Genomic DNA, 26,931 nt, shown 5'->3' with positions numbered 1-26,931 from the left:
GCCCGCCCCCGGAGCGCCGCGCGTGTCCCGGAGGTCCGCCGGCAGCGGCTCGCCCGGGGTCACGCCCGGCAGGCCGCCCACCACCATCACCAGGCAGGCCGCCCCCAGCTCGGCCGCCTCGTCGACGGCCCGCCGGTTGTCGTCGAGCGCGCGGGCGAAGGCCCGGCGGCCCTCGTCGCCCGGCAGCCCGCCGGCCGTGAGGAAGCCGCCCCTGCACAACGACGACACCCGCAGCCCGGCCGCCCTGACCAGCTTCACGCTCTGCGCGAGCCCCTGCCCGGCGACGTCCTCGCGCCACAGCCCGACCGCTTCCAGCCCGTGGCGTACGCATCCGTCCACGGCCTCGGCCACGGTCCAGCGCTGCGTCGTGCGCTGGTTGAGTGACAGGCTCACAGTCCGTTCACCTCCAGCAGCGCCTTCATGCGGCGTACGGCCAGTTCGGGGTCGGCCAGCAGCCTCGCCTGGTCGGCCAGGCGGAACACCTCCGACAGGTGGAGCAGGGAGCGCGCCGACTGGGCGCCGTTCACCATGGCGAACGCGTCCTGGTGACCGTTCAGCCAGGCCAGGAAGACGATGCCGGTCTTGTAGTGGTACGTGGGCGTCTCGAAGATCTTCCTGGACAGCGGGACGGTGGGGGCCAGGAGCTCGTCGTAGGAGGCCAGCAGCCGGTCGCGGGCCGCGTCGTCAGGGGCGGCCCCGGCCGCGTCGAGCGCCCGCAGCGCGGCCGCCGCCGCGGGGGCGATGGCGTCGAAGATGCCGAGCAGCGCGTGGGAGCCGGACCTGATCAGCGACGGGTAGTTGAAGTCGTCGCCGGTGTACAGTTTCACGCCCTCGGGCAGCGCGGCGCGCAGCCCCACCTCGTGCTCCTCGTCCAGCAGTGACACCTTCACGCCGTCGACCAGGGGCGCGTGCGCGTGGACGAGTTCGAGGAACGACGCGGTGGCCTGCTCCACGTCGCGCGAGCCCCAGTAGCCGGCCAGCTGCGGATCGAACATCTCGCCCAGCCAGTGCAGGATCACCGGCCGCTCCACCAGGCCGAACAGCTTGCCGTAGACCTGGTGGTAGTCCTTGGGGCCGGTCGCGGCGCGGGCGAGCTGCCGGGAGGCCATGACGATCACGCCGGCCCCGGCGGACTGCACGGTCTCGATCTGCTCGGCGTACGCGGCCGTGATCGTGCCGAGGTCGGTGGCCTCGGGCGCGTGGTCGGTGCCCGCGCCGCAGGAGACCAGCGTCGCGGGGTCACCGACCGTACGCGCCTCGGCGGCGCTGCGGCGGATGAGCTCCTGGGTGGCCGCCCAGTCCAGGCCCATGTTGCGCTGCGCGGTGTCCATGGCGTCCGCGACACGCAGCCCGTACGACCACAGGTGGTGGCGGAAGCGGAGGGTGGCGTCCCAGTCGACCGCGGCGGGGGAGCCGGGCGTGTTGTCGCCCAGCGGGTCGGCCACCACGTGTGCGGCGGCGTACACGACGCGGCTGGTGGCCGGGGCGTCCGGCACCGGCCAGGTCGTGCGCTCGTTCAGGGTGTACGCCCCGATGCCGGGCAGGTCGATCCTCACAGCTGCGGCACCTCGATCCTGCGGCCCTCGGCGTTGGAACGCAGGCCCAGCTCGGCGAGCTGCACGCCGCGGGCGCCCGAGGCGAAGTCGTTGGGGAAGGGCGCGTCCTCCGACACGTGCCGGACGAACGCCTCCCACTGGACCTTGAACCCGTTGTCGAACTCGGCGTTGTCCGGCACCTCCTGCCAGCCGTCGCGGAAGCGGGCCGTGGCCGGCAGATCGGGGTTCCAGACGGGTTTGGGGGTGGCCGAGCGGTGTTGCGCGCGGCAGGTGCGCAGGCCCGCCACGGCGCTGCCGTGCGTGCCGTCCACCTGGAACTCGACCAGCTCGTCCCGGTTCACCCGGACCGCCCAGGAGGAGTTGATCTGCGCGATGACACCCCCTTCAAGCTCGAAGATCCCGTACGCGGCGTCGTCGGCGGTGGCCTGGTACGTGGCGCCCTGCTCGTCCACGCGGGCGGGGATGTGCGTCACCGCCCTGGCATAGACCGACTCGACCCGGCCGAACAGGTTCTCCATCACGTAGTGCCAGTGCGGGAACATGTCGAGCACGATGCCGCCGCCGTCCTCGGCCCGGTAGTTCCACGACGGCCGCTGCGCCTCCTGCCAGTCGCCTTCGAACACCCAGTAGCCGAACTCGCCGCGCACCGACAGGATGCGGCCGAAGAAGCCGCCGTCGATCAGCCGCTTCAGCTTGAGCAGGCCGGGCAGGAACAGTTTGTCCTGCACGACGCCGTTCTTGACGCCCCTGGCCGCGGCGGCCTCGGCCAGCGAGAGCGCCTCCTGCGTCGATTCGGCGGTCGGCTTCTCCGCGTAGATGTGCTTGCCTGCCTCGATGGCCTTGAGCACGGATTTGACGCGGGCGCTGGTGACCTGGGCATCGAAGTAAATGAGGTTGTCGTCGTCGGCGAGGGCCGCGTCCAGTTCTGTCGTGAAATCCGAAATGTTGTGTTTAGTGGCAATGTCTGCAAGTTTGTCGGCATTACGGCCGACAAGTACGGGCTTGAGCCTGACCTTTCCACCGTCCGAGAGCGTGACACCGCCCTGCTCGTTGATGGCCAGAACGGACCGGACCAAATGCTGGCGATAGCCCATTCGTCCGGTGACGCCGTTCATCACGACGCCTATGGTGCGCACGCTCATGAGGATCCCTTTCAGGGCAACGAATGGAAAGCGCTTTCCCGAACCGTACGGCTGTGCGGCCCGAGGCGTCAAGGGGCGCGGGCCCTCAGCAGGCCCGGACGCCCGGCGGCGGCCCCGTCAGGAGCCGCCCGTGCTCAGCGTTCGGCGCGCGGCTCCAGCCGGGCCAGCGCCTTGGCGATGGGGTGTGCGGTGAGCGAGAGCTGCCACTCGCGCGCCCCGAGTTCGCGCAGCCGCGCGGTCACGCTCTCGTCGGTGATCTCGGCCGGCGGCTCCCAGGTCAGTCTGCGGACGGCGTCGGGCTGCAGCAGGTTCTCCGTCGGCATGTGGAGCTCGTCGGCCAGCGCGGACACCACCGCCCGCGCCGCCGCCAGCCGTTTGGCGGCGGCCGGATCACGGTCGGCCCACCGGTTGGGCGGCGGCGGCCCGTCGCCCGGCGTGCTGGGCTGGGGGAGCTGGCTGTCGGGCAACGTGCGGGCCCTGGCCACCGCGGCGAGCCAGTCGCTCATGTGCCGTCGCGCGCTTCGCCCGGTGAATGCCGAAATTTCGGTCAATGCCTTCTTCGTACGGGGCCCTTCGAGCGCCGCCGTGACGATCGCGGCGTCGGGCAGCACCCTGCCGGGCGCCAGGTCGGCCTCGCGGGCGATGCGATCGCGCATGGTCCACAACTCGCGCACGATGGCCAGCGCGCGTACGTTGCGTACTTTGTGGATGCCCGAGGTGCGGCGCCACGGGTCGGACCGCGGCACCGGCGGCGGGGCGTTGAGCACGGCGGCGAACTCCTCGCGCGCCCACTCCAGCTTCCCGCTCTCCGTCAGCTGCTCGTGGAGCACGTCGCGGAGCTCGACCAGCACCTCCACGTCGAGCGCCGCGTACCGCAGCCAGTCCTCGGGCAACGGCCTGGTGGACCAGTCGGCCGCCGAATGGCCTTTCTCCAGCCGCAGCCCGAGCACGGTCTCGACCATCGTGCCGAGCCCCACGCGCTCGTAGCCGAGCAGGCGCCCGGCCAGCTCGGTGTCGAACATCTCCCGCGGCCTGAACCCCAGCTCCAAGAGGCACGGCAGGTCCTGGGACGCGGCGTGCAACACGATCTCCGCCTCGGCCACGGCCTGGTCGAGTGCGGACAGGTCCGGGCAGCCGACCGGGTCGATCAGCGCGGTGCCGGCGCCGGCCCTGCGCAGTTGCACCAGGTAGGCGCGGTTGCCGTAGCGGTAGCCCGAGGCGCGCTCGGCGTCGACGGCGACGGGGCCGTCCGCCGCGGCGAACCGCTCCACGACCGTGGCCAGCCCGGCCGCGTCCGCGACGACCGGTGGGATGCCTTCGCGGGGTTCGAGCAGCGGCTCGACTGTGCGTTCTTCTGTCATTCGACCTTTTCCGTGGCTACTCCGACCCACAGCCGGAGAGGAAACGCCATCCAGCGTAGCGAGGCGGGGAGACGTGGTGCGTGCCCGGGCGGACCGGCGTCGGAGCGCGCCTCATGTCTGGTCGTCATGTCGGCGGGGCAGGGCGGACACGTCGGGCGGGAGCGGTGGCATTCCCGCCGCCAGGCACATCAGGTCGCACCAGGCGGCGACATGGCCGGAGAGATCCTCCTGCGCCGGGGACCACGAGGCCCGCAGCTCCAGCTCGGTCGTGACCGGGTCGTCGGCCTTGTTGCCGAAGCCCTCGGACACGGCTCGCGTCACCGTGCCGCCGGCGGCGGAGTAGCCGGCCTGGTGCGCGTCGAGCGCCTCGGTCAGCCAGCTCCAGACGACGGGCCCGAGCAGCGGGTCGGAGGTGATCTCCGGCTCCATGTCGGCCCTGACGTAGGCGACCAGGCGGAACGGGCCCTCCCAGCCGCGCTGGCCGTCGGGGTCGTAGAGGAGGATCAACCGGCCCACCGCGAGCTCGTCGTCGTCGCGGTAGACCGAGGCGCCGATGGCGGCGGAATAGGGTGCCAGCCGCTGCGGCGCGGGCAGGTCCTCGAGCTCGATCTCCGGCCGGACCTCGGACAGCCGCAGGCTCTCCGCCGCGCGCGTGAACTCGGCGGGGGGCGGTGGCTGGTCACCGAGTGTCATAGCCGAAGCGTAGGTCGACGACGGGCGGAAGGGGACCACGGGGGTGCTCATCTTTAGTGATCAAGCCGATGCCGTAACAGGCTGGCGAACGGGCCGGGTGGACTCGGCGGAGCCGAGCAGGACCGCGTGGCCGCACTCGGCGCAGGCCCACTCGGGGCACTCGCCCTGCTCGTGCCCGTCGGCGCACGGTGGCTGCTCGAACGGGCGCACACCGGCACAGGACGGGCAACACTCACTGCGGCGCTCTGGGAAACTCCACAACGCGGGCATCGCACGAGTCATCGAAGCGGGGCCTTTCTTCGGGTTGTGGCTCCGACGTTGGCACGAGCCGCTCACATTTCCCCGCAACGCGCTCGGCGTGTCCCGAAAGTGGTCGCTGAATCGATGCCGCGCGGTTGCTTGGCGAACATTTGGCTCAGTCGAGACCGGCTCTCTGGGCGTGCATGGGCTGTGTTCGACCCGAGTGGGACGCCGACGCCGAGCGGACCGGTAAACCTTCATCTGGCTATCTGATCATGATTTGCTAGGTCCAATGGATGTTTTTCCCGACACGGTCGCTTCGTGTCGTGGAATCTCCGTCAACCGGCACAGAACCATCTCCGTACGCCGTCCCACGTCATCCGCCCTCCTGGCGGCCGGACCGGTGCCCCGTCGTGGCACGCTTGTGGGGTGAACCTCGCCGACTCCGCGTTCCTGCGTGCCTGCCGCCGTCAGCCCGTCCCGCACACACCGGTCTGGTACATGCGCCAGGCCGGGCGCTCGCTGCCGGAATACCTCAGGGTCCGCGAGGGCGTGCCCATGCTCACCGCGTGCGCGACGCCCGAGCTGATCGTCGAGATCACCATGCAGCCGGTCCGCCGCTACGGCGTGGACGCCGCCATCTTCTTCAGCGACATCGTCGTCCCCCTCAAGGCCATCGGCATCGACCTCGACATCAAACCGGGCGTCGGCCCGGTCGTGGCCGACCCCATCCGCGACGCCAGGGCCATCGACGCGCTGCGCCCGCTGGAGCCCGGCGACGTCCCCTACATCACCGAGGCCGTCCAGGCGCTCACCGGCGAACTGGGCGGCACGCCGCTCATCGGCTTCGCCGGCGCGCCCTTCACGCTCGGCTCCTACCTGATCGAGGGCGGCCCGTCGAAGAACCACGACAGGACCAAGGCCATGATGTACGGCGAGCCCGAGCTGTGGCACGCCCTCATGGAGCGCCTGTCCGCCATCGTCCTGGAACACCTGCGCGTCCAGATCGCGGCCGGCGCCTCGGCCGTGCAGCTCTTCGACTCCTGGGTGGGGGCGGTGGCGCCGGACGACTACCGCGAGTTCGTCCTGCCGCACACCCGGCGCATCCTCGAAGGCGTCCAGGACGTGCCGCGCATCCACTTCGGCGTGGGCACCGGCGAGCTGCTGGGCGTGCTGGGCGAGGCGGGCGCCGACGTGGTGGGGGTCGACTGGCGGGTGCCGCTCGACGAGGCCGCCCGCCGGGTCGGGCCCGGCAGGGCGCTGCAGGGCAACCTCGACCCGGCCATCCTGCTCGCGCCGTGGGACGTCGTCGAACGCAAGGCCCGCGACGTGCTGCGGCGCGGGCGCGCGGCGGAGGGGCACGTGTTCAACCTCGGGCACGGCGTCCTACCCTCGACCGACCCCGACCAGCTCAAACGCCTCACCGACCTCGTCCACGAAGCCGGCGTCCCCGCCTGACCGGGTTCAGGCGTCCGGGTCGCCGGGTCCCGGGGTTCCGGGCTGCCGGGTTCCTGGCCGCGCGGCCGGATTCGTCTCATGCCCTTATGACGGCTCCCGCATCACCCCGGTTTGACGGCGCAAATCACGGTCCCGCATCTATGGGGGCGGAGGCGGTGTGTTGTCCTCGACCCGGGCGGGTGGGCGGTGTCGTGAGGCGGTAGCGTCGGGAGGCGTGGAAGGGAACAGGGCGCACGTCGTCGTGGTCGGTGGCGGGATCTCCGGTCTGGCCGCCGCGTGGCACCTCCGCCAGGGCGCCGGCGAGCGGGTGAAGGTGACGGTCATCGAGGGTTCGCCGCGCATCGGCGGCAAGTTGTACGCCTCGGAGGTCGCCGGGGTGAGCGTCGACGCGGGGGCGGAGGCCATGCTGGCCCGCAGGCCGGAGGGCGCCGAGCTGGCCAGGGCGGTCGGGCTCGGTGAGGAGCTGGTGTTCCCCGGCACGACGCGCTCGGCCGTCTACACGAGAGGCACGCTGCGTCACCTGCCGAAGGGCCAGGTCATGGGCGTTCCGTCGGACCTGACCGAGCTGGCGAGGTCCGGCATCGTCTCGCCCGGCGGGCTGCTGCGCGTGCCGCTCGACCAGCTCCTGCCGCCCACCCTGGTGCGCACCGACGTGTCGGTGGCCGCCTACATCCGGGCCAGGATGGGCTCCGAGGTGGTGGAGCGGCTGGTGGAGCCGCTGCTCGGAGGCGTGTACGCGGGCCGTTCCGACATGCTGTCGTTGGAGGCCACGATGTCGCGCGTGGCGGCCGTGGCCCGTTCCGAGCGCTCGCTGTTGTCCGCGGCCCGGCAGCTCGTCGAGGACGCGCCGAAGGACGCGGGGCCCGTCTTCACCTCGCTCAAGAACGGCGTCGGCGGCCTGCCCGAGGCGGTCGCAAAGGCGTCGGGCGCCGACGTCAGGACCGGCGTGACCGCCCGCGAGCTGCACAGGACGGAGCACGGCTGGCGGCTCGTGACGGGTCCCGTGCCGAGGCCCGAGACCATCGAGGCGGACGCGGTGATCGTGGCCGTGCCGGGGCCCGCGGCGAGCCGGCTGCTCAAGCACGAGGCGCCCAAGGCGGCGACCGAGCTGGCCAGGATCGACTACGCCAGCATGGTCGTCGTCACGCTCGCCTACCCGGTCGACGCCTTCCCCGAGCCGCCCGCCGTCAGCGGCTACCTCGTGCCGCCCGTGGAGGGCCGGCCGGTCAAGGCGGTCACGTTCAGCTCGGTGAAGTGGCCCCACCTGGCGCAGGACCTGGTGATCCTGCGCTGCTCGATCGGCAGGATCGGCGAGGAGCACCTGCTCCAGCGCGAGGACACCGAGCTGGTGTCGCTGGCCATGGCCGAGATGGGCGAGGTGTTGGGCGTGCGCGGGCTGCCCGTGGACAGCCGGGTGACGCGCTGGGGAGGCGCGCTGCCGCAGTACAACGTAGGCCACCTCGACCGGGTGGCCAGGGTGCGTTCGGCGGTGGCCGTGCAGCCCGGGCTGGCCGTGTGCGGCGCGGCCTACGACGGCATCGGCATCCCGGCGTGCGTCGGCGCCGCGCGTACGGCGGCCTCCCAGATTCTGGACCACCTGTCGCTGCGAGGAGATTGACATCCTCCCGGCCCTGAAGGACCGGGCTTCCAGCCGTCGCCGACCGGCCTTCCTGCTTCACCGCCGGTCGCCCGCCCGGGAAAGGGAACTCTCGTTGAGGTCTTACACCAGCTCCACAGGCGTTTCACCTCTCCGCAAGCCCTGCGGCGAGGGTGCTTCTGATCGTTCGTCCGGTGGCTTGGTCATCACCACCGTCGAATACACTACCGAACCGTGCGATGTCGTGCGGCGTTTTGACGCCGGTTCGCCTGGCGGCGAATCGGCTACCCCTGTCCTGCTCCGCAGGGGTCCGATCCCTCCCCCGCCTGAAGGCGGGGGCTTCCTCGGAGGTATCCGATGAACACCATGACAGAGGGCGCCGCGCGGCTCAAGGCCCGCGATCTCAACCAAGTGATCCGTTACACGATGTGGTCGGTCTTCCAGGCGACCGAGGCGTGCCCGAGCGACCGCGACGGCCTCGCGCGAGAGGTCACCGAGCTGCTCGACCAGGCGGCCGGGAAAGACGTCGTGACCAGGGGGGTCTACGACGTGTCGGGGTTCCGGGCCGACGCCGACTACATGTTCTGGTGGCACGCGCCCACGCCCGAGGACCTCCAGGACGTCTACGCCCGCTTCCGCCGCACCGCGCTGGGCCGGCACAGCAGGCCCGTCTGGTCGGCGATGGCGCTGCACCGGCCGGCCGAGTTCAACAAGTCGCACATCCCGGCCTTCCTCGCAGAGGAGGAGCCGCGGGCCTACGTGAGTGTCTACCCGTTCGTCCGCTCCTACGAGTGGTATCTCCTCGACGACTCCGAGCGGCGGGCGATGCTGGCCGAGCACGGCAGGATGGCGCGCGACTACCCCGACGTGCGGGCCAACACGGTGTCGTGCTTCTCGCTCAACGACTACGAGTGGATGCTGGCGTTCGAGGCCGACGAACTGCACCGGATCGTCGACCTGATGCGCACGTTGCGCGGCGCGCGGGCCCGCAGGCACACCCGGGTCGAGATCCCGTTCTACACCGGGCCCCGCAAGCCGGTGCAGGAGCTCGTCGCCGCCCTTCCCTGAACGCCCTCGCCGGAAAAGATCAAGACCCGAGTCGTCGATCCACCTGTTTTGCCCGGGCCGCCTTGTCACAATCAGGGAAATCCCTAGTTCGTCGGGCGTGCGCGGGGCCGGCACGTCCCACCGGCGGACCCGTACGGGTCCGGGCAGGGAGGCGGGGTGGACAAGTCGGGCAGGTCCGGCCGGCGGCGCGTGGCCGGCCGTCACGCGGCGACGCACGCGCGGAGCGGACACGGGCACAGGGCGATCCGCCGGCGCGGGGTGCGCCACCGGCGCCGCACCCGTGGGCGCGGGCTGCTGGCGGGCGCGATCGCGCTGGCCGGGGCCGCCGCGCTGCTCGGCGTCAACCAGGTCGTCGGCGGCGCGCCGACCGCCACCTCCGCCGAGCGGCCCACCGCCGCGGACGGCCCGCGGACGGCCGCGGAACGGGGGAGCGGCTCGTCGCCGCCCGGCCGGTCCGGCGCGGGGGCGAGCGCGACCGCGGAGGCCGGCGCGCAGGTCAGTTCACGCGAGGTACGCACGCCCGCGCCGCCCAGGACCACCGGCGGCGCCGCCGGCCCCGAAGCGGGAGCCGCGAGCCCGGAGCCTGCCGAGCGGGGGCTGGTGGCGGGCACGGGCGACCCGGGCGACCCGGGTGACGTGGGGGGCGGCGTGGCGGGCGACCCGGCGCCGGGTGGCACCGCAGGTCATCGCGCCGACGGGCCGTCGCGGCACACGGACCGCGAGGCGGCGGAGTTCTTTCGTACGCGCTGGGGGGCGGACGACAAGGCGCAGAAGCGGCTCAAGGACATCCGCACGGTCGGCGGATATCTGCGGATTTATACGGACCTGCCGCAGTCGGCGCAGAACTCCGCCACCGCCCTCACGCTCTGCAAGCGCGGCCTCGCCTACCTGCGCGCCCGGGGGGTGGGCCGTCCCGTGGTGTTCGTGCAGGCGGAGTTCGGGGAGAACGGCAATCCGGTGCTGGCCAACATCCTGGGACCCTCCGACACCAGCTGCCGGATCACCTATCCGGCGCCGGGCTGAGCGGGTCGCCGGCTAGCGACCCGCACCCGCGTCTTGGCGCACCGTTCGCACCGCTGCGTCACCACGCGTCCGATGGTCTCGATCGTCACCCAGCGGTGGCGAAGATGGACACGACGCACACGATTCTCCTACCCCGTGGAGGCGGTCGGCACGCACTGTCGTTATCCGATCACCCCTTGGGTTCAAGGGTAAGGGAGATCGAGTTGATGCAGTAGCGATCATCCGTCGGCGTCGCATAACCCTCGCCGTGGAACACGTGCCCCAGATGGGAGTCGCATCGGGCGCAGCGCACCTCCGTACGCACCATCCCGAGGCTGCGGTCCTCGATGAGCTTCACCGCGTCCGAGTCGGACGGCTCGAAGAAGCTCGGCCAGCCGCAGTGCGACTCGAACTTCGTGTCGGACCTGAAGAGCTCAGCACCGCAGGCGCGGCACGAATAGACCCCTTCGGTCTTGGTGTCGACGTATTCCCCCGTGAACGGGCGCTCGGTCCCGGACTCCCTGAGGACCTGGTATTCCTCTGGTGACAACTGGGCCCGCCACTCGGCCTCGCTCTTGACGACCTTGTCCATGTCTCCAGAGTACGACTTCCGGCAAAAAGAGATCTCCGCCGGGGAAGCATCCATTCTGGTGCGAATTCGCGTCTTTGTCGGCAAGGGGGTGTTCATCGCCTCCTGCCAAGGGGTGAGATCGTCCGGGGATCCCGCCGAGCGGCACAGCCCACGCCCGTGCTGGCGCCGCCGGGGGATCCGACACGGCCGGCCGGGTGGCGCGCCAGCGCCCGGAACGGCGGCGGACGGTCTGGCGGCCCGTCCCGTCGAGCCCTCGGTCCCGCCACCGAGGAGGCTCCGGGACGGGCCCACCCCGCCTTGTCGGAGGAGGGGAGTAGGTTCTGTGGCATGGCATCGCCGTACATAGAACTCGAGGTGGGGGAGCGGACCGTCAAGGTCACCAACCCCGACAAGGTCTATTTTCCTGGGATCGGCGCCACCAAGCGGGAGCTGGTGGAATATTACGTGAGCGTCGGCGAGGGAGCGCTGCGGGCGCTCAAGGACCGGCCGACCAACCTGAAGCGCCACCCCGACGGCGTGCAGACCGACGCGATCTACCAGAAGCGCATGCCGCCCCGGCATCCCGACTGGCTCCAGTCGGTGACGGTGACGTTCCCGAGCGGGCGCACCGCCCAGTCGCTGCGGGTGACCGAGGTGGCCGCCATCGCCTACTGCGCCAACCTCGGCACCATCGACTTCCACCCGTGGCAGGTGCGCGCCGACGACGTCGAGCATCCCGACGAGCTGCGCATCGACCTCGACCCGCAGCCCGGGCTCGAGTTCGACGCGGCGCGCAAGGCGGCCTTCCTCACCCGCGAGGTGCTGACCGACCTGGGGATGGACGGGTTCGTCAAGACGTCGGGCAACCGCGGCGCGCACATCGCCGTGCGCATCGAGCCGCGCTGGGACTTCATCCAGGTGCGCCACGCCGGCATCGCCCTGGCCAGGGCCGTGGAGGAGCGCGATCCCGGCCTGGTGACCACGGCGTGGTGGAAGGAGGAGCGCGGCGAGCGGGTCTTCATCGACTACAACCAGAACGCCAGAGACCGCACAGTGGTCAGCGCCTACTCCATCAGGGCCAAGCCGCACGCGCCGGTCTCGACACCGCTCACCTGGGACGAGCTGGCCGACGCCGACCCGCGCGACTTCGACCTGCGCACGGTGCCGGCCCGCTTCGCCGAGCTGGGCGACGTGCACGCGGCCATCGACGACCGCGCCTACTCCATCGAGCCGCTGCTCGACCTGTTCGCCGAGGACGAGCGCGGCGACATGCCCTACCCGCCCAACTACCCGAAGATGCCGGGCGAGCCGATGCGGGTGCAGCCGAGCCGGGCCAGGTCCGGCAAGGAGGAGGAGTAGACGCGGGCGCGTGGCCCGGGGCGCGGACGGCGTCCACCGCGTGCAGTCGTGCGGGCGCGTGATGACGGGTCAGCGCAGGAGCTGGTGCGGGGCCAGCTCGCGCACCTCGCCCCTCTCCAGGTAGACGACCTTGTCCGACAGCCCGGCCCGCTCGATGTGGTGGCGGAAGTCGTCGAGAGGTGACGAGAAGACGGTGTAGTCGTCGTAGTGCATGGGCACGACGGTGTGCGGGTGGATCAGGTCCACCCAGGCGGCCCCCTGCTCGCCGTCCATGGTGACCAGCAGCGTGCCGAGCAACTTCGTGCCGCCCAGGTGCACGACGGCCAGGTCGATGTCGGGGAAGCGGCGCGGGATCGCGTCGAGGCGTCGGTCGAGCAGGGTGTCGCCGCTGATGTGCATGGTCAGCTCCACGCGCTCGTCCTGGTTGCAGAACTCCAGCATCGTGCCGATCACGGGCGGCAGCAGCGCCTCGGCCGGACCCGGCGCGTGCTTGGCGGGCAGCGCGGTGATCCGCACCGTGCCGCCGGGGCCGTGCACCTCGTGCTGCTGCCATTCCTCCAGCCCCACGCTCGCCCGGAAGCCGCCGCGTCGCAGCCGGCCGGCCGCCGCTCTCGTCGTGACGATCGGCGTCGCCCTGTCCAGTCCCTTGCGCGCCACCCGGTCCCAGTGGTCGCCGTGCATGTGGGACAGCACCACCGCGTCCAGCGGCGGCAGGTCCTCGATCCGGACGGCAGGGTCGGAGAGGCGGCGTGAGACCAGGCCGTAGCCCAGGTAGGCGAACTGTCCCCGGTGCAGGAAGTTGGGATCCGTCAGCAGCGTGAAGCCGTTGTAGCGGATCAGCACGGTCGCGTTGCCGATGAACTGCAGGCTGCCCTTCACGGCGGCTCACCCCTGACCTTTCGTCCCGATGCGGCCTGTTCTTCTGCCACCTGAGGACGGATCCAAACCCTCCGTGTCCGGTCGGTTTCACTTCGATTACATAACTTGACTCCGGATCTAATAGTTCGCAAGGCTCTCTTGTGTATCGGGGGACGTCCAACCGATCTTGGAGCCTTTCCATGGCAAGAGCGCGACGTCTCGTGGCCGGCGCGATGACCGCTATCGCGGTCGCGGGCGCGAGCCTTTCGATGGGCCTCGGCCCCGCCGCCGCCTCGTCCGACGATCTGGTGCCGGTCGAGCTGCCCACCTGCCTGCTCCCGCTGCCGATCCTGTGCGACGAGGCCCCCAGCGAGCCCGCGCCCGAGCCTCGGCCGGGCGATCACGAGCCCGACACCTCCTGGTCGCACGAGCCTGAACCAGCCGGCTCCTGGCCGGGGACGGTGGAATCGGCAGAGCCCTGGCGCCCGGCCGCCGAAGACGAGCACCGCGTGCCGAGGGGGCATCCGGAGACCGGCGGCGGAGCGCTCGCGTCCGGCGAGCCGGTGTGGCCGTTCGCCCTCGGCGGGACGGCGCTGCTCGCCGGAGCCGGGCTCGCCGGGCTCGCGATCCGGCGCCGCAAGGGTGTCACCTAGGGTGGCCGGGCCCGCTGAGGGCCGTGCGCGGGGACAGCGCGCCATCGTGCTGGTGGCGACCGTGGTGTCGCTGGCCGGAGTGCTGTTCATCGGCCTCGGGCTCAGCGGCATCATGATCCCGGAGCCCGCCGCCACCGTACGCCAGGAGCCGCCCGCCCCGGCCGTCGGCGCGCCGCTCACGGACGTGCCGCCGTCCCGGGTGGCCGAGCCCATGCGAGCCGTCCGGCCCACGGCCGTCCACATCCCGTCCATCGGCGTGGCCGCCCCGCTCATCGAGCTCGGCCTCGACGCCGGCGGAGCCATCGAGAACCCGCCGTTCGACCCTCCGAACCAGGCCGGCTGGTACCGCTACGGTCCCGTCCCCGGCCAGCGCGGCGCGGCAGTGATCACCGGGCACCTCGACACCAGGACCGGCCCCGCCGTCTTCGCCAGCCTCAAGGACGTCAAGCGCGGCGACCAGGTGCAGGTGCTGCGCGCCGACCGCTCGGTGGCCGTCTTCGTCGTCGACAGGGTCGAGCACACCCCGAAACGCCGCTTCCCCGCGAAGAAGGTCTACGCCAAGCTCTCCTACCCGGGGTTGCGGCTGGTGACCTGCGGCGGCGCGTTCGACCGGCGGGCGCACAGCTACGAGGACAACACGATCGTGTACGCGCACCTGGCGGCGCCGTACCATCCCGGGAACTGAGCACGGGACGCGGCGGACCCTCGCGTCCATACGCACGAACCACCGGCACCCGGCCTGCCGGGCACCCAGCGCACGAACCACCGGCACCCGGCCTGCCGGGCACCCATGCGCACGCACCATGGACGCCCGGCCGGCGAAAAGGCCGGCGAAAACCGTTCGCCAACGCCCCGTCGGGCTCGTTACGCTCGCTCCGTCCGCACAGCGACGGCTGTGGGCCGTCTCGGCCCAGGAAGTGGAGGGATGAATGCCTGCCATGGCGCCATGCGCGCCTCGCCACGGCATGGGCGGTTCCCGCCTCTGAGGTCAGCTCCTGACCCGCCGGACCGCCTGCCGTACCAGCCGCGTGCCCGCGAGGCTCGCTCGGCGCACCCTTGCTGCTCTTTCAGGATCCGTTCGGCAAGGAGTACCCAGGTTGTCCATCCACCGTTCCATCACCACCACCGAGACGTTCCCGTGCGTACGCTGCGGCCTGACCGTGACCGCGAACGCGCCCGACGGCACCCGCCGCAACCACTGCCCGAGCTGCCTGCACTCGCAGCACGTGCTCGACCACGTGGAAGGCGGCCCGTCGGAGTGCGGGTCGCGGATGATCCCCATCTCCATCGCGGTCCTGCGTACGGGCGAATGGATGCTCATCCACCGCTGCACCCGCTGCGGCGAGCTGACGTCCAACCCCATCTGCGGGGACGACAACCAGCTCATTCTCATGCGCATGGCCGTACGCCCGCTGGCGCAGCCGCCGTTCCCGCTCGAAGCGTTCGGCGACCTCTGATGCCGCGCAGGAAAGCGGAGCGGGTACGCCCGCAACGGCGCAAGGCACACCATCAGGCCCCGGGCGACGCGTTCCGCTGCGTCGGGTGCCGCCTTGACGTGCCGATGATCGCCCCGGGCACCGCGCACCGCAACCACTGCCCGCACTGCCTGACGAGCCTGCACGTCGACCACCGGATCCCCGGAGACAGGCGGGCCGCCTGCCGGGGCCGGATGGCGGCGCTCAGCGTCAGCGTGCGGCAGGACGGTGAGTGGCTGATCATCCATCTCTGCCAGTCCTGCGGTGAGCTGAGCGCCAACCGCGTCGCGGGCGACGACAACGCGCTGGCGCTGCTGCGCATCGCCATCCGCCCGCTGTACGACACCCGCCTGCCGGTCAGCGCTCTGCTGAGCCTCTGACGGGTCGCGATCAGGCCTCCGTACGCCGCCCGTACGGAGAGTACGCCGCCCGTACGGAGGCCTCCGCGTTCTGTCGGCCCGTGAGGTTAGTCTTGCCGCGTGATCAGTGAACACGACCTGGATCTCGGTGACGGCCGCACCCTTCACGTGTACGACACGGGTCCGGCAGCGGCCGGCGACGGGCCGGTCGTTCTCTGGCACCATGGCACGCCCAACCTCGGCTCGCCGCCGGCGCCGCTGTTCCCGGTCTCCGAGCGGCTCGGCATCCGCTGGGTGGCCTACGACCGCCCCGCCTACGGCGGCTCCACGCCGTCGCCCGGCCGCGACCTGGCCTCGGCGGCCGGATACGCCGTGCGGGTGGCCGACGAGCTGGGCGTCGGGAGGTTCGCGGTGATGGGCCATTCCGGGGGCGGCTCGCACGCTGTGGCATGCGCGGCGTTGCTGCCCGATCGGGTCAGGGCCGTGGTCTGCGTGTCAGGGCCGGCCCCTTACACCGCGGACGGTCTCGACTGGTTCTCGGGCATGTCGGCCTCGGGGCAGGCTTCCTTACGCGCCGCCGTCATGGGCCGCGCGGAGAAGGAACGGCACACGGCGGCGGCCGCATACGACCCGGAGATGTTCACCCCGGCGGATCACGACGCGCTGGCCGGGGACTGGGCGTGGTTCGGCAGCGTGGTCGGGCCCGCGGTGGAGGGCGGGCCCGGCGGGCTGATCGACGACGACCTGGCCTACGTCAGCCCGTGGGGTTGCGACCCCGCCCAGGTGAGGGCGCCCGTCCTGATCGTGCATGGGCAGGACGACAGAGTCGTGCCCGGTTCGCACGGCGAGTGGCTGGCCCGCCGCTGTCCCACGGCCGAGCTCTGGCTGCTTCCCGGCGAAGGGCACATTTCCGCCCTGCGCACCGGCGAGGCGGCCCTGCGATGGCTGGCCGCGCATGCCATGTGACCCCGGCCGTGAGGTGCCGCCGCTGACAGGTCCGGGCGAAGCGGCGACGCGAGGTGGGCCGATCACCGCGCCCCTCGATGGCCTGGGGCGTTCGCGGCGGTGAGGTGGGTAGAGGCCGGGCATGGAGGTGCTGAGCAGCCGGATCCTGCTGCGGCCGAACGAACTCGACCGCAGCCGCCGCTTCTACGCCGAGACGCTCGGCCTGGCCGTCTACCGCGAGTTCGGCCCGCCCGACCATCCGGGGGTCGTGTTCTTCCTCGGCCAGGGCTTCCTGGAGCTCTCCGGCAGCGCGGGTGACGGCGCGGGCGCGGGGGCGGCGCTCTGGCTGCAGGTGCGCGACGTCGCCGCCGAGCAGGAGCGGCTGCGGCAGGCGGGGGTGGACGTCCTGCGCGAGGCGCGCACGGAGCCGTGGGGGCTCATCGAGGCGTGGATCGCCGACCCCGACGGCCACCGCATCGTGCTGGTGCAGGTGCCGTCCGGCCATCCGCTGCGCCGCGACCCGCGCTGACCGGGCCCGGCGGTCGGGCTCGGTCGTGGGGCTCAGTCGCCGAACTCCAGGTGCAGGGCCTGGGAGAAGTCGGCGACGGCCTCCTCGTGGCGATCCAGCTCCTGGAGGATCTCCCCGCGCACGCGATAGGCCCAGATGTAGCCGGCGTCCAGCTCGATGGCCCGGTCCAGGTCCTTGAGCGCCGCCTCGTCGTCGCCCATCTCGCTCAGCACCGCACCCCGGCTGCCGTAGGCGCGGTCGTTGCCCGGGTCCAGTTCGAGCGCGCGGTTCAGGTCGGCCAGGGCCTCGTCGTACTGGTCGGTCATGCGGTACGCCTCGCCCCTCCTGCTCAGCGCCCGTACGTAGGCGGGGTCGGTCTCCAGCGCCTTCGTGTAGTCGTCGATGGCCTCGGTGTACAACTGCATGCGCTGGTAGAGGTCGCCGCGTGCCACCCACGAGTACGCCAGGTCCTCGTCCAAGGAGATGATCTTCGCGTGCTCGGCCAGCGCCTCGTCGAGCCGGTCCAGGTCCACCAGGACGTCCGCCTTCGCCTCCAGGATCCACAACGAGCCGGGGGTGAGGGTCAGCGCGTGCTCGAAGTCGGTCATGGCCTCGTCGAGACGGCCGAGCGCCGCGTAGGTCTGGCCGCGCGAGCCCAGGGCGTACGCGCTGTCCGGTTCCAGCTTCAGCGCCTCGTCGAAGTCCTCCAGCGCGGCCTCGTACCGTTCGGTGACGCGGTGGCTCTCGCCGCGCAGCCGCCACGCGCGCGCGTTGTCCGGCACCAGCGCGATCGACTCCGTCAGGTCCGCGATCGCGGCGTCGTGCCGCGACAGGGCGATGTACGACTCCGCGCGGCTGCGCAGCACCGACGCGCGCGACTGGGCCGCCGCCTCCGACAGCCCGGACTGTTCCTTGATCCCCTCGCTCATGGGAGGTAAATCTATCCAACTAGATCTGGATAATGGCCGCCTTCTCGCGGGTGAACTCGAGCACCGCGTCGTGGCCGTACCCGCTGTCCTTCACGCCGCCGAACGGGAGTCCCGGCGGCATCTGGCGGAAGGTGTTCACCCAGACGGTGCCGCTGTGCAGATCGCGGACGAAGCGGTGGGCGCGGCCGAGGTCGCGTGTCCACACGCCGGCCGCCAGCCCGTACGGTGAGTCGTTCGCGATGGCCAGCGCCTCCTCGTCCGACCCGAACGGGATGGCCACCGCCACCGGCCCGAAGATCTCCTCCTGGCAGATCCGCAGCGTGTTGTCCGTGGTGGTGTAGAGGGTGGGCTCGACCCAGTATCCGCCGGGCAGCCCGGGCACCACGTCGGCGCCCGTCCGGCCGCCGAGAACGAGCTCGGCGCCCTCCTTCGCGGCCAGTTCGAGGTACGACGTCACGCGCTCGTACTGGCCCGCGGAGACGATCGGCCCCATCGTGGTCCGCAGGTCGAGCGGGTCGTCCAGGACGAGGCCCGCGCAGATGTGCTCGATGCGGCCGAGCATCTCGTCCCAGATCGAGTGATGGACGAGGATGCGCGAGCCGGCCACGCACACCTGGCCGGCGTTGCCGGTGTACACCGAGTCGACCGTCACGCCGCGGGCCGCCGCGTCCAGGTCGGCGTCGGGGAAGACGATGTTGGGCGACTTGCCGCCCAGCTCGAACGTCAGCGGCTTCAGCGAGTCGGCCGACGCCCGCGTGATCGCCCGGCCGGTGGCCGTCGAGCCGGTGAGGCTGACCTTGCAGACGCCGCGGTGGCGTACCAGGGCGTCGCCGACGTCCTCGCCGAGGCCGCTGACGATGTTCAGCACGCCGGGCGGGAACACGTCCGCCAGCAGCTCGCCGAGCCGCAGCACGGACGCGGCGGCCTGCTCGGCGGGTTTGACGATCACCGTGTTGCCGGCCGCCAGCGCGTACGCCGCCTTGGCCGAGAAGGTCGAGATGGGGGAGTTCCACGGGATGATGCAGACCACCACGCCGTACGGCTCCCGCCGGGTCAGCCCGAGGGTGTCGGGGCCGAGGATGACGGTGTCGCCCTTGACCGCGTCGAGGCACTGCCCGGCGGCGAGCTGCCACAGGTACGCCATGCCCGGCAGGTCCCGTTTGAGCGTGTCGCGCAGAATCCTGCCGTTGTCGCGGGTCTCCAGCCGGGCCAGTTCCTCGGCGTGGCGGCCGAACAGCTCGGACACCTTGCGCAGGACGTGTGCCCTGGCCGCCGCGGGCCGGCCGGACCAGGCGGGGAACGCCTGCGTGGCCGCGGTCACGGCGGCTTGCGCCTCGGCGGCGCCGCCGGCCGGGACCTGGGCCCAGACCTCGCCGGTGGCCGGGTTCACCGAGTCGATCGTCCGGCCGACGGCCACCAGCTCGCCGCCGATGAGGTTACGGAAGTCAGCCACGCGCCCAAGCGTATGCTTGCTTGGATGCGGAGGCCAGCACACCGGACGGAAGGCACGTACGCCAAAGATCCCGTAAAGCGCACGAAACTGGACGCATTACGCCGTCTCTGTGAGGGCAGAACGCCCGCAGGGTGGTGAAGATGACGAAAAGATTGCTGGGCCGGCTGATGTACGGCAAACGCTACAACCGCGTTCCCTGGGGGCAGCGCGTCTACGTCCGGCCCGGGGAGCGGCTGATCAGGGAGGCGCAGTGGAAGCGGCTGATCAGGAACGCCCCCGTGATGCCGCTGGCCGACTATGAGCGCGGCAGGCCGCTGGGCGAGATCGAGGAGTTCCTGAGCTGCATGATGTGCGGGGAGTCCCGCCAGCAGCCGCTCTTCGAGCCCACCGGCGGCAACGGCTGGCGCTACCACGTCGTACGCTGCCCCTCCTGCGGCTTCCTCTACCGCAACCCGAACGTGCGCCCCGAACGCCTCGGCGACCTGTACGCCACCGGCTACAACTCCTTCCTGACCGGCAAGTACGCCGCCAACCGGCAACGCCGCTACGACCTGACCATGAAGGCGTTCTCGCCGGTCTTCGACGAGGGCAAGGAACGCCGGCTGCTCGACTTCGGCTCGGGCGTCGGCCTCTTCCTGGAACTGGCCGAGCAGCGCGGGTTCGAGGCCTTCGGGGTGGACCTGTCGCCCGAGTCCGTCGTCCAGGCGAACGAACGACTGAGCACGGCCAGGACCTTCCACGGCGCGCCCGGGGACGTACCGGAGATCGCCGCCGGCGGGTTCGACGTGATCACGCTCTGGTCGGTGCTCGCCCACCTGCCCAGGCCGCTGGACGACTTCGCGACGTTCCGCAGCCTGCTCGCGCCCGGCGGGGTGCTGCTCATCCTGACGGTGAACGCGCGGTCGCTGCTGCTCAAGGCGTACGGGAGCGCGTGGAGCGGCTTCACCAAGAACCACCTGATGTTCTACTCGTCCGAGACCGTGCCCACGCTGCTGCGCCGCACCGGCTTCGCGGGCGTGGCCTTCGCCCCGCACTACGGCGACACGATCGAGGCGGGCACCACCGCCCTGCCGGAGGACCTGCGCCGGAGACTGCGCCGCAACGTGCAGCTCAGCGACGGGGGCAACATGATGCGCGTGCTGGCCTTCGCCGACGAGGAGGCCATCGGCCGCTGGGGCGGCGGCCCCCTCACGGTCCACCGCTTCGCCACCTGACCGCCCCAGCCACGGTCCACGGGCTGGGCACCTCACCCGCCCGGCGTGGGCCCGCAGCACGGCCACCGGCTGGACCCGGCCGTGCCGCACGGGATTCGCTCAGATCACCGGGACGCCCAGGTCGGCCGCGGGCCCGCCGCCCGGTCGCTTCAGCTCGGGGTCGAGCTGCTCGATCAGCCGCAGCACCAGCGCCGCCCGGCGTACCCGCTCGCGGCCCAGGTCCTTCGGGATCACGCCGAGGTGCCCGCCCGACGGATAGATGTTCGGGGCGTTGCGCAGCCCCATCTTGAGGTAGACGGGGGCAGCGGCGCGGGTGATCTCGACCGCCTCGTAGAAGCGTACGAACCCGCCCTGGTCGTCGGGCACCTCCAGGTAGAGGTCGATCGGCAGCCGGGTGGCGGCCCTGATCTCGGCCAGGTGCGGCACGGTCAGGTCGGTGCCGACGTTGACCGTGGTCGCGCCCAGCCGCTCGTAGACCGCCGCGGTGGGCGCGTTCGTGAGCGGCATCAGCACCGACGTCTTCAGCACCAGACCGGCCGGCAACGTGCCGTCCTCCTTGAGCCGCCGCAGCACGTCCAGGACGCCGAGGTCACCGACGAGCAGACTGCGGATGCCCAGCGAGCAGGCCCGCAGGGCGTCGGCCACGCACGCCGCCACCATCGTGTTCCCGCGCGCCGCCGCGCCCACGGCCTGCGTCAGCTTGGCCTGCGCGCCGGTGTCCCAGGCGGCCCTCGGGCCGAGGAACAGGTTCACCTCGATGCCGCGTTCGGCGCCGATGCGCGCCATCTGCGTGATCTCGGCGTCCGTCAGCATCATCACGCCGCTGCCCTGCGACGTCCTGGCGACCGGCACGTTCAGCCTGTCGGCCTCGGCGACCACCGCCTCCAGCACCTCGGGCCCTTCGACGCTGGGGATCTCGAACCGGTAGGGAGCGCCGTCGGCGAACCGGGACACCGAAGGAACGGCGGCCTGCGCCACCGGATGCCCGAGCCGGGCCATCAGCGCGTGCAGGTCGGCAAGGCTGGTCATCGGGGTCTCCTCCCGCGTGGCTGCGCGCCGGCCGGCGCCGCCCTGGTCGTCCACCCGCCCAGCGGTGCGGAGGCGCGCCGTGCCGCAGATCACTGCCACCGTAGCTCACCCACCGCCCGGCCCACGGGAGCCCTCAACCGGTCGGGTCGCGGGGTCACCATCGTCCGGGCCACGGGAGCCTCCACCGGCCGGCCCTGCCTCTAGGATCGGATGCATGCTGCTGGCCCCTGGAGTGCATGTCGCCATCACCGATCGGAACGGAGGGGTCAGCGCCCCGCCCTACGGTTCGCGCAATCTCGGCGGGATGGTCGGCGACGACCCGGCGGCCGTGCGGGCCAACCGGGCGGCCCTGGCGGCCGAGCTGAAGGTGCGCGCGGTGGTCTACATGCGTCAGGTTCACAGCGCCGACGTGGCCTTCGTGAGCGAGCCGTTCGGCGACGAACCGCCGGCGCTCGACGGCGTGTTCACCACCGAGCCGGGGCTGGCGCTCGCCTCTCTCGGGGCCGACTGCCCGGCGGTGCTGGTGGCCGACCCCGCGGCGCGTATGGTCGGCGCCGCGCATTCGGGCCGTCCGGGCACCGAAGCGGGCATCGCGACCGCGCTGGTGGAGGCGATGACCGGCAAGGGCGCGGACCCGGGGCGGATGGTCGCCCTGATCGGGCCCGGGGCGTGCGGCCGCTGCTACGAAGTGCCGGCCGAACTCCGTGAGCGGGTGGCGTCCAAGGTGCCGCAGACCTGGTCGACGACGTCGTGGCAGACGCCCGCGCTCGACCTGCGCGCGGGGATCGAAGCCCAACTGCGAGCGGCGGGGCTGGCGGACGTGCGCCATGACGCGCGCTGCACGATCGAGTCACAGGAGCTCTACTCCCACCGCCGGGAACAGCCGGGAGGCAGGTTCGCCGGGCTCATCTGGCTGACCTAGTGCCGGCGCAGCCACCCGGTGGGGCCTTCCGCCATGAGCGAGTTCCAGCGCTTCAAGACCTACGCCGGCATGGCCCCCCACCCGGTGGTCAGCCCTTGCCCCGCGAGCCGTTGAAGATGGCGTTGACGATGATGATGCCGAGCCAGATCGGGATCAGGTAGGACCCGCCGGCTCCGACCAGCACGAGCACCAAAGTGATCAGCGTGCCCAGGCTGAGGGAGACGATGGCCAGGGCCAGTCGCTGTGCGTCGCTGGGGCCGGAGGCGCGGGCCGCCTGTTTGCCCTGCGGCGACGCGGCCAGCCGCTCGTCCACCCGCCGGTCGATCTCCTGGCCCATCTTGTCGAGGAACGACTCCACGACGGCGTCCTCGAAGTCGGGCCCGAGATCGCGGCGGGCGGACATGGCTGCCTTCAGCTCATCGCCAGTACTCATGTATCGAGATATAACGGGATATTCGGTTAGCGGGCAAGGATGTCGTCGAGGTTGTAACTAACTGGACGCTCAAGCTGCTCGTACGTGCACGATTCGGGCGTGCGATCGGGCCGCCACCGCCGCCACTGCGCGGTGTGCCGGAACCGGTCGCCCTCCATCTGGTCGTAGGCCACCTCGATCACCAGCTCCGGCCGCAACGGGATGAAGGACAGGTCCTTCTTGGCGTTCCACCGCGACACCGCGCCGGGCACCCGCTGCCCGCCCCTCGCGGGCCCGGCGGCCGGCTGGCCGACGTTGGCCGCCGCCTGCTCGGCCCAGTGGCCCCACGGGTGCTCGCTCAGCTCCGCGAGGTAGGGCCTGAGCTCCTCGACCAGCTCGGCCCTTCGCGCCATGGGGAAGGACGCCGCGACGCCCACGTGGTGCAGCCGGCCGTCGTCGGCGTAGAGGCCGAGCAGCAGCGAGCCCACGATCGGCCCCGACTTGTGCTCGCGGTAGCCGCAGATGACGACGTCGGCCGTGCGCTCGTGCTTGACCTTGAACATGGTGCGCTTGTCGGGGATGTAGGGCTGGTCGCCCGGTTTGACGATGACGCCGTCGAGCCCCGCGCCCTCGAACGTCTCGAACCACTCGTGCGCCTGCTCGTCGCTCGTCGTGACCGGCGTCAGCCGGATGGAGCCGCCCTTGGCGGGGAAGAGAGACTCCAGCCGGGCGCGGCGTTCGGAGAACGGCGCCTCCATCAGTGACTCGTCACCCAGCGCCAGCAGGTCGAAGGCGATGAACTGGGCCGGCGTGCGCTCCGACAACATCGTCACCCGTGACTTGGCGGGGTGGATGCGCTGCTGCAGGGCGTCGAAGTCGAGCTGGGAGCCCATCGGCAAGACGATCTCGCCGTCGACCACGCACCGGTCGGGCAGCTCGGCCCTGGCCGCCTCGACCAGCTCGGGGAAGTAGCGGGTGAACGGCCGCTCCTTGCGGCTGCCCAGATAGACCTCGTCACCGTCGCGGAAGATGATGCAGCGGAAACCATCCCACTTCGGCTCGTAGAACAGCGTGCCGTCCTGCTTCGGCATGGCCTTGACCGGCTTGGCCAGCATCGGCTGCACCGGGGGACGCACCGGCAGGTCGGGCACCGGCTCCGGCTCGGCCGCGATGGTGGGTTCGCTCATCTGCTCTGCTCCCTCGTGTATGTGCAGAAGAGGACGCCCTCCTCCTCCAGCACCTGGCTGAGATCGAGTGAAACCTGGGCCGGCTCGCCGTTGAGAATGCGGGCCGCGCCGCCCCCGACGAGCATCGGGCTGATCGACAGGCACAGCTCGTCGATCAGCCCGCAGGCCGACAACCGGGCGTTGACGCGAGGGCCGCCCTCGCACAGGACCTTGGTCAGTCCACGCTGGCGCAGCTCGGACATGGCCAGCGGAAGGTCGACCTCGTCGTCGCCGGCGACGATCAGGTCGCAGTGCCTGGCCGCCGCCTTGCGCCGCTCGTGGGGGGCGGACTCACAGGTGATCACGATGGTCCGGCTGGGAGCGCCGGCGAACAGCTCGGCGTCGAGGTCGAAGGCGAGGCTGCGGGTGATGACGGCGATCGGCGGCACCTCGGGCCGGCCCTCGCGCAGCTCGCCCCACCAGTCGCGCGGTGGCACGGGGCCGTAGCCCTCGGTGCGGACGGTCTCGGCGCCGGCGACGATCACGTCGGACAGCCCGCGCAGGGTCTGGAAGATCCGCCGGTCGCCCTTGCTCGACAGCCCCCGCGAGCGGCCTTCCAGCCAGGCCGCGCCGTCGGTGCTGGCGACCATGTTGACGCGCAGCCACGGCCGGTCGCCGGGGTAGGCGTACGCCCGCGCGATGTCCGGGTTGTCCTGTATGTCGGGATAGATGCGCCGCACTCCTCTACCTTGGCACACCCCACCGACAACCGGCTCAGGGAGCCTTCGCCCCTCGTCAGACGTGCCGGCGCGGCTGGCGGAGCACCTGCAGCGAACGCGCCGTGACCGCCACCAGATCGCCCGCCCGCCACTCGTCGGCGAACGTGTCCTCCACCGTGTCGTGGTTGGTGTCGAGCACCGGCGCCCAGCTGCCGCCGAACTCCTCGCCGGGCAGCGTGAACGGCATGTTCTCGTGGTGAGCGTTGATCAGCAGCAGGAACGAGTCGTCCACGATCCGCTCGCCGCGCGGCCCCGGCTCGGTGATCGCCTCGCCGTTGAGATAGACCATCAGCGACTTGGCGTAGCCGGTGTGCCAGTCGCCCGCCGTCATCTCGCGGCCGCCGGGGGTGAGCCAGACCAGGTCGCGCTTGCCGTTGTCGGGATGGCGGCCGTGGAAGAACCGGCGGCGCTGGAAGACCGGGTGCTCACGCCGCAGCTTCGACAGCGCCCTGACGAAGTCGAGCAGCTCGTGCTCCGTCTGCACCATCGACCAGTCGACCCAGGCCAGCTCGTTGTCCTGGCAGTAGGCGTTGTTGTTGCCGCGCTGGGTGCGACCGATCTCGTCGCCGTGCGACAACATCGGCACCCCCTGTGACAGGAACAGGGTGGCCAGGAAGTTGCGCCGCTGGCGGCGGCGGAGCGTGACGACCCGCGGGTCCTCGACCGGGCCCTCCGCCCCGCAGTTCCACGAACGGTTGTCGTTGGTGCCGTCGCGGTTGTCCTCGCCGTTGGCGGCGTTGTGCTTGTGGTCGTACGAGACCAGGTCGGTGAGGGTGAAGCCGTCGTGGCAGGTGACGAAGTTGATCGAGGCGACCGGGCGGCGGCCCGAGGACTCGTAGAGGTCGGCCGAGCCGGTCAGCCGGGAGGCGAACTCCGGCAGGGCGGAATGGGTGCCCCTCCAGAAATCACGCACGATGTCGCGGTATTTGCCGTTCCACTCCGTCCACAGAGGCGGGAAGTTCCCGACCTGGTAGCCGCCGGGCCCCACGTCCCACGGCTCGGCGATCAGCTTGACCTGCGAGATCACCGGATCCTGCTGAATCAGGTCGAAGAACGCGCTCAGCCGGTCGACGTCGTGCAGCTCCCTGGCCAGCGCGGAGGCCAGGTCGAAGCGGAACCCGTCGACGTGCATCTCCAGCACCCAGTAGCGCAGGGAGTCCATGATCAGCTGGAGGGCGTGTGGCGAGCGCACGTTCAGGGAGTTGCCGCAGCCGGTGTAGTCGAGGTAGTAGCGCCGGTCGCCGTCGTGCAGCCGGTAGTAGGCGGTGTTGTCGATGCCCCTGAACCCCAGGGTGGGGCCCATGTGGTCGCCTTCGGCGGTGTGGTTGTAGACCACGTCGAGGATGACCTCGATGCCCGCCTCGTGCAGCGCTCGCACCATCGCCTTGAACTCCAGCACCTGCTCACCCCGCGTGCCGCCGCCGGAGTAGCCCCCGTGCGGCGCGAGGTAGGCCATGGTGTTGTAGCCCCAGTAGTTCGTCAGCCCGCGCGCCACCAGGAAGTGCTCGGGGATGTAGTGGTGCACCGGCATCAGCTCGACCGCCGTCACCCCGATCGACAGCAGGTGCTCGACGACCGCGGGATGCCCCACGGCCGCGTAGGTGCCCCGCAGGTCGGGCGGCACGCCGGGGTGGCGCATGGTGAGCCCGCGCACGTGGGCCTCGTAGATCACGGTCTGGTGGTACGGCGTGCGCGGCGACCGGTCGTTGCCCCACTCGAAGAACGGGTTGACCACGACGTTCTTCGGCAGGTAGGGGCCGCTGTCCTCGGTGTTGCGCCGGGAGGGATCGGTGAAGTAGTAGGGGAACAGCGCCTGGTTCCACGTCAGCTCGCCGTCGATGGCCTTGGCGTAGGGGTCGAGCAGCAGCTTGGCGGGGTTGCACCGGTGACCCTGGGACGGGTCGTAGGGCCCGTGCACGCGGTAGCCGTAGCGCTGCCCCGGCTGGATGCCCGGCAGGTAGCCGTGCCAGACGAACCCGTCGACCTCGGGCAGGTCGACCCGCTCCTCGGTGCCGTCGTCGTGAAAAAGGCATAGCTCGACCCGGTCGGCGACCTCTGAGAACACCGAGAAGCTGGTGCCTACGCCGTCCCAGGTGGCGCCGAGTGGATAGGGCTCGCCCGGCCAGACCTCACGCATGTGAACTGATTGTCGCACGTTGAGGCGCTCTTGGCCTCGCACTGA

General features: G+C 71.3%; 27 protein-coding genes. 13 read left to right on the top strand and 14 right to left on the bottom strand.

What is annotated here, in order from left to right:
- The 5 genes from E1295_RS16850 to E1295_RS16830 all read right to left on the bottom strand — a co-directional run.
- Positions 1-393: sugar phosphate isomerase/epimerase family protein (locus tag E1295_RS16850; RefSeq protein WP_220448749.1), on the bottom strand; the 393-nt coding region annotated here is incomplete at its 3' end.
- Positions 390-1,556, bottom strand: a complete 1,167-nt coding sequence (locus tag E1295_RS16845; RefSeq protein WP_132631221.1) for a dihydrodipicolinate synthase family protein — start codon at positions 1,554-1,556, stop codon at positions 390-392. The genes E1295_RS16850 and E1295_RS16845, both read right to left, overlap by 4 nt.
- Entirely contained in the window at positions 1,553-2,698 is a 1,146-nt protein-coding gene (locus E1295_RS16840; RefSeq protein ID WP_132631220.1) for a Gfo/Idh/MocA family protein, read from the bottom strand. The genes E1295_RS16845 and E1295_RS16840 overlap by 4 nt, the downstream gene beginning before the upstream one ends.
- Before the next feature lie 134 nt (positions 2,699-2,832).
- Entirely contained in the window at positions 2,833-4,059 is a 1,227-nt protein-coding gene (locus E1295_RS16835; RefSeq protein ID WP_132631219.1) for a ribonuclease D, read from the bottom strand.
- Positions 4,060-4,170: 111 nt separating this feature from the next.
- Positions 4,171-4,752, bottom strand: coding sequence for a DUF3000 domain-containing protein (locus E1295_RS16830; protein ID WP_132631218.1), 582 nt, complete (start codon positions 4,750-4,752; stop codon positions 4,171-4,173).
- A gap of 693 nt (positions 4,753-5,445) precedes the next feature.
- Between E1295_RS16830 and hemE the strand changes: the two genes are divergently transcribed.
- The 4 genes from hemE (at position 5,446) to E1295_RS16805 (ending at position 10,138) form a co-directional block, all read left to right on the top strand.
- Positions 5,446-6,450, top strand: coding sequence for a uroporphyrinogen decarboxylase (gene hemE, locus E1295_RS16820; protein WP_220448751.1), 1,005 nt, complete (start codon positions 5,446-5,448; stop codon positions 6,448-6,450).
- Positions 6,451-6,664: 214 nt separating this feature from the next.
- On the top strand, positions 6,665-8,068 hold the full coding sequence (hemG, locus tag E1295_RS16815; protein WP_166427261.1) for a protoporphyrinogen oxidase: 1,404 nt from the start codon (positions 6,665-6,667) through the stop codon (positions 8,066-8,068).
- Positions 8,069-8,404: 336 nt separating this feature from the next.
- On the top strand, positions 8,405-9,115 hold the full coding sequence (hemQ, locus tag E1295_RS16810; RefSeq protein ID WP_132631216.1) for a hydrogen peroxide-dependent heme synthase: 711 nt from the start codon (positions 8,405-8,407) through the stop codon (positions 9,113-9,115).
- A 156-nt stretch (positions 9,116-9,271) separates the two neighbouring features.
- On the top strand, positions 9,272-10,138 hold the full coding sequence (locus E1295_RS16805) for a hypothetical protein (protein WP_132631215.1): 867 nt from the start codon (positions 9,272-9,274) through the stop codon (positions 10,136-10,138).
- 169 nt (positions 10,139-10,307) lie between these two features.
- On the opposite strand, the gene msrB is transcribed toward E1295_RS16805, so the two are convergent.
- Positions 10,308-10,709, bottom strand: coding sequence for a peptide-methionine (R)-S-oxide reductase MsrB (gene msrB / locus E1295_RS16800; protein WP_132631214.1), 402 nt, complete (start codon positions 10,707-10,709; stop codon positions 10,308-10,310).
- Positions 10,710-11,036: 327 nt separating this feature from the next.
- On the opposite strand from msrB, the gene ligD reads away from it, so the two are divergent.
- The gene (ligD, locus tag E1295_RS16795; protein WP_132631213.1) at positions 11,037-12,047 is read left to right on the top strand and encodes a non-homologous end-joining DNA ligase; all 1,011 of its coding nucleotides are present in this window, start codon (positions 11,037-11,039) and stop codon (positions 12,045-12,047) included.
- A 69-nt stretch (positions 12,048-12,116) separates the two neighbouring features.
- On the opposite strand, the gene E1295_RS16790 is transcribed toward ligD, so the two are convergent.
- The gene (locus tag E1295_RS16790) at positions 12,117-12,926 is read right to left on the bottom strand and encodes an MBL fold metallo-hydrolase (RefSeq protein ID WP_132631212.1); all 810 of its coding nucleotides are present in this window, start codon (positions 12,924-12,926) and stop codon (positions 12,117-12,119) included.
- A gap of 179 nt (positions 12,927-13,105) precedes the next feature.
- Between E1295_RS16790 and E1295_RS16785 the strand changes: the two genes are divergently transcribed.
- From E1295_RS16785 to E1295_RS16760, 6 genes are all read left to right on the top strand, one after another.
- Positions 13,106-13,558 (top strand): hypothetical protein, encoded by a 453-nt coding sequence (locus E1295_RS16785; RefSeq protein ID WP_132631211.1) that lies wholly within the window; start codon positions 13,106-13,108, stop codon positions 13,556-13,558.
- Between the two features lies 1 nt (position 13,559).
- Positions 13,560-14,243: a class F sortase gene (locus tag E1295_RS16780; protein WP_246080089.1), complete on the top strand. Its 684-nt coding sequence runs from the start codon at positions 13,560-13,562 to the stop codon at positions 14,241-14,243.
- Positions 14,244-14,655: 412 nt separating this feature from the next.
- Entirely contained in the window at positions 14,656-15,015 is a 360-nt protein-coding gene (locus E1295_RS16775) for an RNHCP domain-containing protein (RefSeq protein WP_132631210.1), read from the top strand.
- Entirely contained in the window at positions 15,015-15,413 is a 399-nt protein-coding gene (locus tag E1295_RS16770) for an RNHCP domain-containing protein (protein WP_132631209.1), read from the top strand. Before E1295_RS16775 ends, E1295_RS16770 begins: the two co-directional genes overlap by 1 nt.
- Positions 15,414-15,512: 99 nt before the next feature.
- On the top strand, positions 15,513-16,358 hold the full coding sequence (locus E1295_RS16765; RefSeq protein ID WP_132631208.1) for an alpha/beta fold hydrolase: 846 nt from the start codon (positions 15,513-15,515) through the stop codon (positions 16,356-16,358).
- 121 nt (positions 16,359-16,479) lie between these two features.
- Positions 16,480-16,866: a VOC family protein gene (locus E1295_RS16760; protein ID WP_132631207.1), complete on the top strand. Its 387-nt coding sequence runs from the start codon at positions 16,480-16,482 to the stop codon at positions 16,864-16,866.
- A 32-nt stretch (positions 16,867-16,898) separates the two neighbouring features.
- On the opposite strand, the gene E1295_RS16755 is transcribed toward E1295_RS16760, so the two are convergent.
- Positions 16,899-17,774: a tetratricopeptide repeat protein gene (locus E1295_RS16755; protein WP_132631206.1), complete on the bottom strand. Its 876-nt coding sequence runs from the start codon at positions 17,772-17,774 to the stop codon at positions 16,899-16,901.
- Between the two features lie 19 nt (positions 17,775-17,793).
- Positions 17,794-19,227, bottom strand: a complete 1,434-nt coding sequence (locus tag E1295_RS16750; RefSeq protein WP_132631205.1) for an aldehyde dehydrogenase family protein — start codon at positions 19,225-19,227, stop codon at positions 17,794-17,796.
- 140 nt (positions 19,228-19,367) lie between these two features.
- On the opposite strand from E1295_RS16750, the gene E1295_RS16745 reads away from it, so the two are divergent.
- Complete coding sequence (locus E1295_RS16745) at positions 19,368-20,441, top strand: class I SAM-dependent methyltransferase (protein ID WP_132631204.1); 1,074 nt, start codon at positions 19,368-19,370, stop codon at positions 20,439-20,441.
- Between the two features lie 99 nt (positions 20,442-20,540).
- Here the strand turns inward: E1295_RS16745 and E1295_RS16740 are convergent, their stop codons facing one another.
- The gene (locus tag E1295_RS16740) at positions 20,541-21,470 is read right to left on the bottom strand and encodes a U32 family peptidase (protein ID WP_220448748.1); all 930 of its coding nucleotides are present in this window, start codon (positions 21,468-21,470) and stop codon (positions 20,541-20,543) included.
- A gap of 214 nt (positions 21,471-21,684) precedes the next feature.
- Here E1295_RS16740 and pgeF point away from each other — a divergent pair, with 214 nt between their 5' ends.
- The gene (gene pgeF, locus E1295_RS16735) at positions 21,685-22,392 is read left to right on the top strand and encodes a peptidoglycan editing factor PgeF (protein ID WP_132631203.1); all 708 of its coding nucleotides are present in this window, start codon (positions 21,685-21,687) and stop codon (positions 22,390-22,392) included.
- Between the two features lie 88 nt (positions 22,393-22,480).
- On the opposite strand, the gene E1295_RS16730 is transcribed toward pgeF, so the two are convergent.
- Genes E1295_RS16730 through glgX form a run of 4 tightly spaced genes read right to left on the bottom strand, consistent with a single transcriptional unit; the run spans position 22,481 to position 26,886 of the window.
- Positions 22,481-22,825 carry a hypothetical protein gene (locus tag E1295_RS16730; protein ID WP_132631202.1) on the bottom strand — a complete coding sequence of 115 codons (345 nt, stop codon included), beginning with the start codon at positions 22,823-22,825 and terminating at the stop codon, positions 22,481-22,483.
- Positions 22,826-22,851: 26 nt separating this feature from the next.
- Positions 22,852-23,991 carry an ATP-dependent DNA ligase gene (locus tag E1295_RS16725; RefSeq protein WP_132631201.1) on the bottom strand — a complete coding sequence of 380 codons (1,140 nt, stop codon included), beginning with the start codon at positions 23,989-23,991 and terminating at the stop codon, positions 22,852-22,854.
- Positions 23,988-24,710, bottom strand: a complete 723-nt coding sequence (locus tag E1295_RS16720) for a pyrimidine reductase family protein (RefSeq protein WP_132631200.1) — start codon at positions 24,708-24,710, stop codon at positions 23,988-23,990. The genes E1295_RS16725 and E1295_RS16720 overlap by 4 nt, the downstream gene beginning before the upstream one ends.
- Positions 24,711-24,765: 55 nt before the next feature.
- Positions 24,766-26,886 carry a glycogen debranching protein GlgX gene (glgX, locus tag E1295_RS16715; protein WP_132631199.1) on the bottom strand — a complete coding sequence of 707 codons (2,121 nt, stop codon included), beginning with the start codon at positions 26,884-26,886 and terminating at the stop codon, positions 24,766-24,768.
- Positions 26,887-26,931 lie beyond the last annotated feature (45 nt).

Origin of the sequence: Nonomuraea mesophila (assembly GCF_004352805.1) — a bacterium.
GTDB lineage: Bacteria > Actinomycetota > Actinomycetes > Streptosporangiales > Streptosporangiaceae > Nonomuraea > Nonomuraea longispora.
This window is presented reverse-complemented; position numbering and strand designations above follow the sequence as displayed.

Excerpts from the sequence above, each read along its gene's own strand:
- hemQ (WP_132631216.1), top strand. The coding sequence starts at position 8,405 with ATGAACACCATGACAGAGGGCGCCGCGCGGCTCAAGGCCCGCGATCTC.
- E1295_RS16760 (WP_132631207.1), top strand. The coding sequence starts at position 16,480 with ATGGAGGTGCTGAGCAGCCGGATCCTGCTGCGGCCGAACGAACTCGAC.
- E1295_RS16830 (WP_132631218.1), bottom strand. The coding sequence starts at position 4,752 with ATGACACTCGGTGACCAGCCACCGCCCCCCGCCGAGTTCACGCGCGCG.
- E1295_RS16730 (WP_132631202.1), bottom strand. The coding sequence starts at position 22,825 with ATGAGTACTGGCGATGAGCTGAAGGCAGCCATGTCCGCCCGCCGCGAT.
- E1295_RS16785 (WP_132631211.1), top strand. The coding sequence starts at position 13,106 with ATGGCAAGAGCGCGACGTCTCGTGGCCGGCGCGATGACCGCTATCGCG.
- pgeF (WP_132631203.1), top strand. The coding sequence starts at position 21,685 with ATGCTGCTGGCCCCTGGAGTGCATGTCGCCATCACCGATCGGAACGGA.
- glgX (WP_132631199.1), bottom strand. The coding sequence starts at position 26,886 with ATGCGTGAGGTCTGGCCGGGCGAGCCCTATCCACTCGGCGCCACCTGG.
- ligD (WP_132631213.1), top strand. The coding sequence starts at position 11,037 with ATGGCATCGCCGTACATAGAACTCGAGGTGGGGGAGCGGACCGTCAAG.
- E1295_RS16740 (WP_220448748.1), bottom strand. The coding sequence starts at position 21,470 with ATGACCAGCCTTGCCGACCTGCACGCGCTGATGGCCCGGCTCGGGCAT.
- E1295_RS16835 (WP_132631219.1), bottom strand. The coding sequence starts at position 4,059 with ATGACAGAAGAACGCACAGTCGAGCCGCTGCTCGAACCCCGCGAAGGC.
- E1295_RS16725 (WP_132631201.1), bottom strand. The coding sequence starts at position 23,991 with ATGAGCGAACCCACCATCGCGGCCGAGCCGGAGCCGGTGCCCGACCTG.
- E1295_RS16840 (WP_132631220.1), bottom strand. The coding sequence starts at position 2,698 with ATGAGCGTGCGCACCATAGGCGTCGTGATGAACGGCGTCACCGGACGA.
- E1295_RS16755 (WP_132631206.1), bottom strand. The coding sequence starts at position 17,774 with ATGAGCGAGGGGATCAAGGAACAGTCCGGGCTGTCGGAGGCGGCGGCC.
- E1295_RS16745 (WP_132631204.1), top strand. The coding sequence starts at position 19,368 with ATGACGAAAAGATTGCTGGGCCGGCTGATGTACGGCAAACGCTACAAC.
- msrB (WP_132631214.1), bottom strand. The coding sequence starts at position 10,709 with ATGGACAAGGTCGTCAAGAGCGAGGCCGAGTGGCGGGCCCAGTTGTCA.
- E1295_RS16770 (WP_132631209.1), top strand. The coding sequence starts at position 15,015 with ATGCCGCGCAGGAAAGCGGAGCGGGTACGCCCGCAACGGCGCAAGGCA.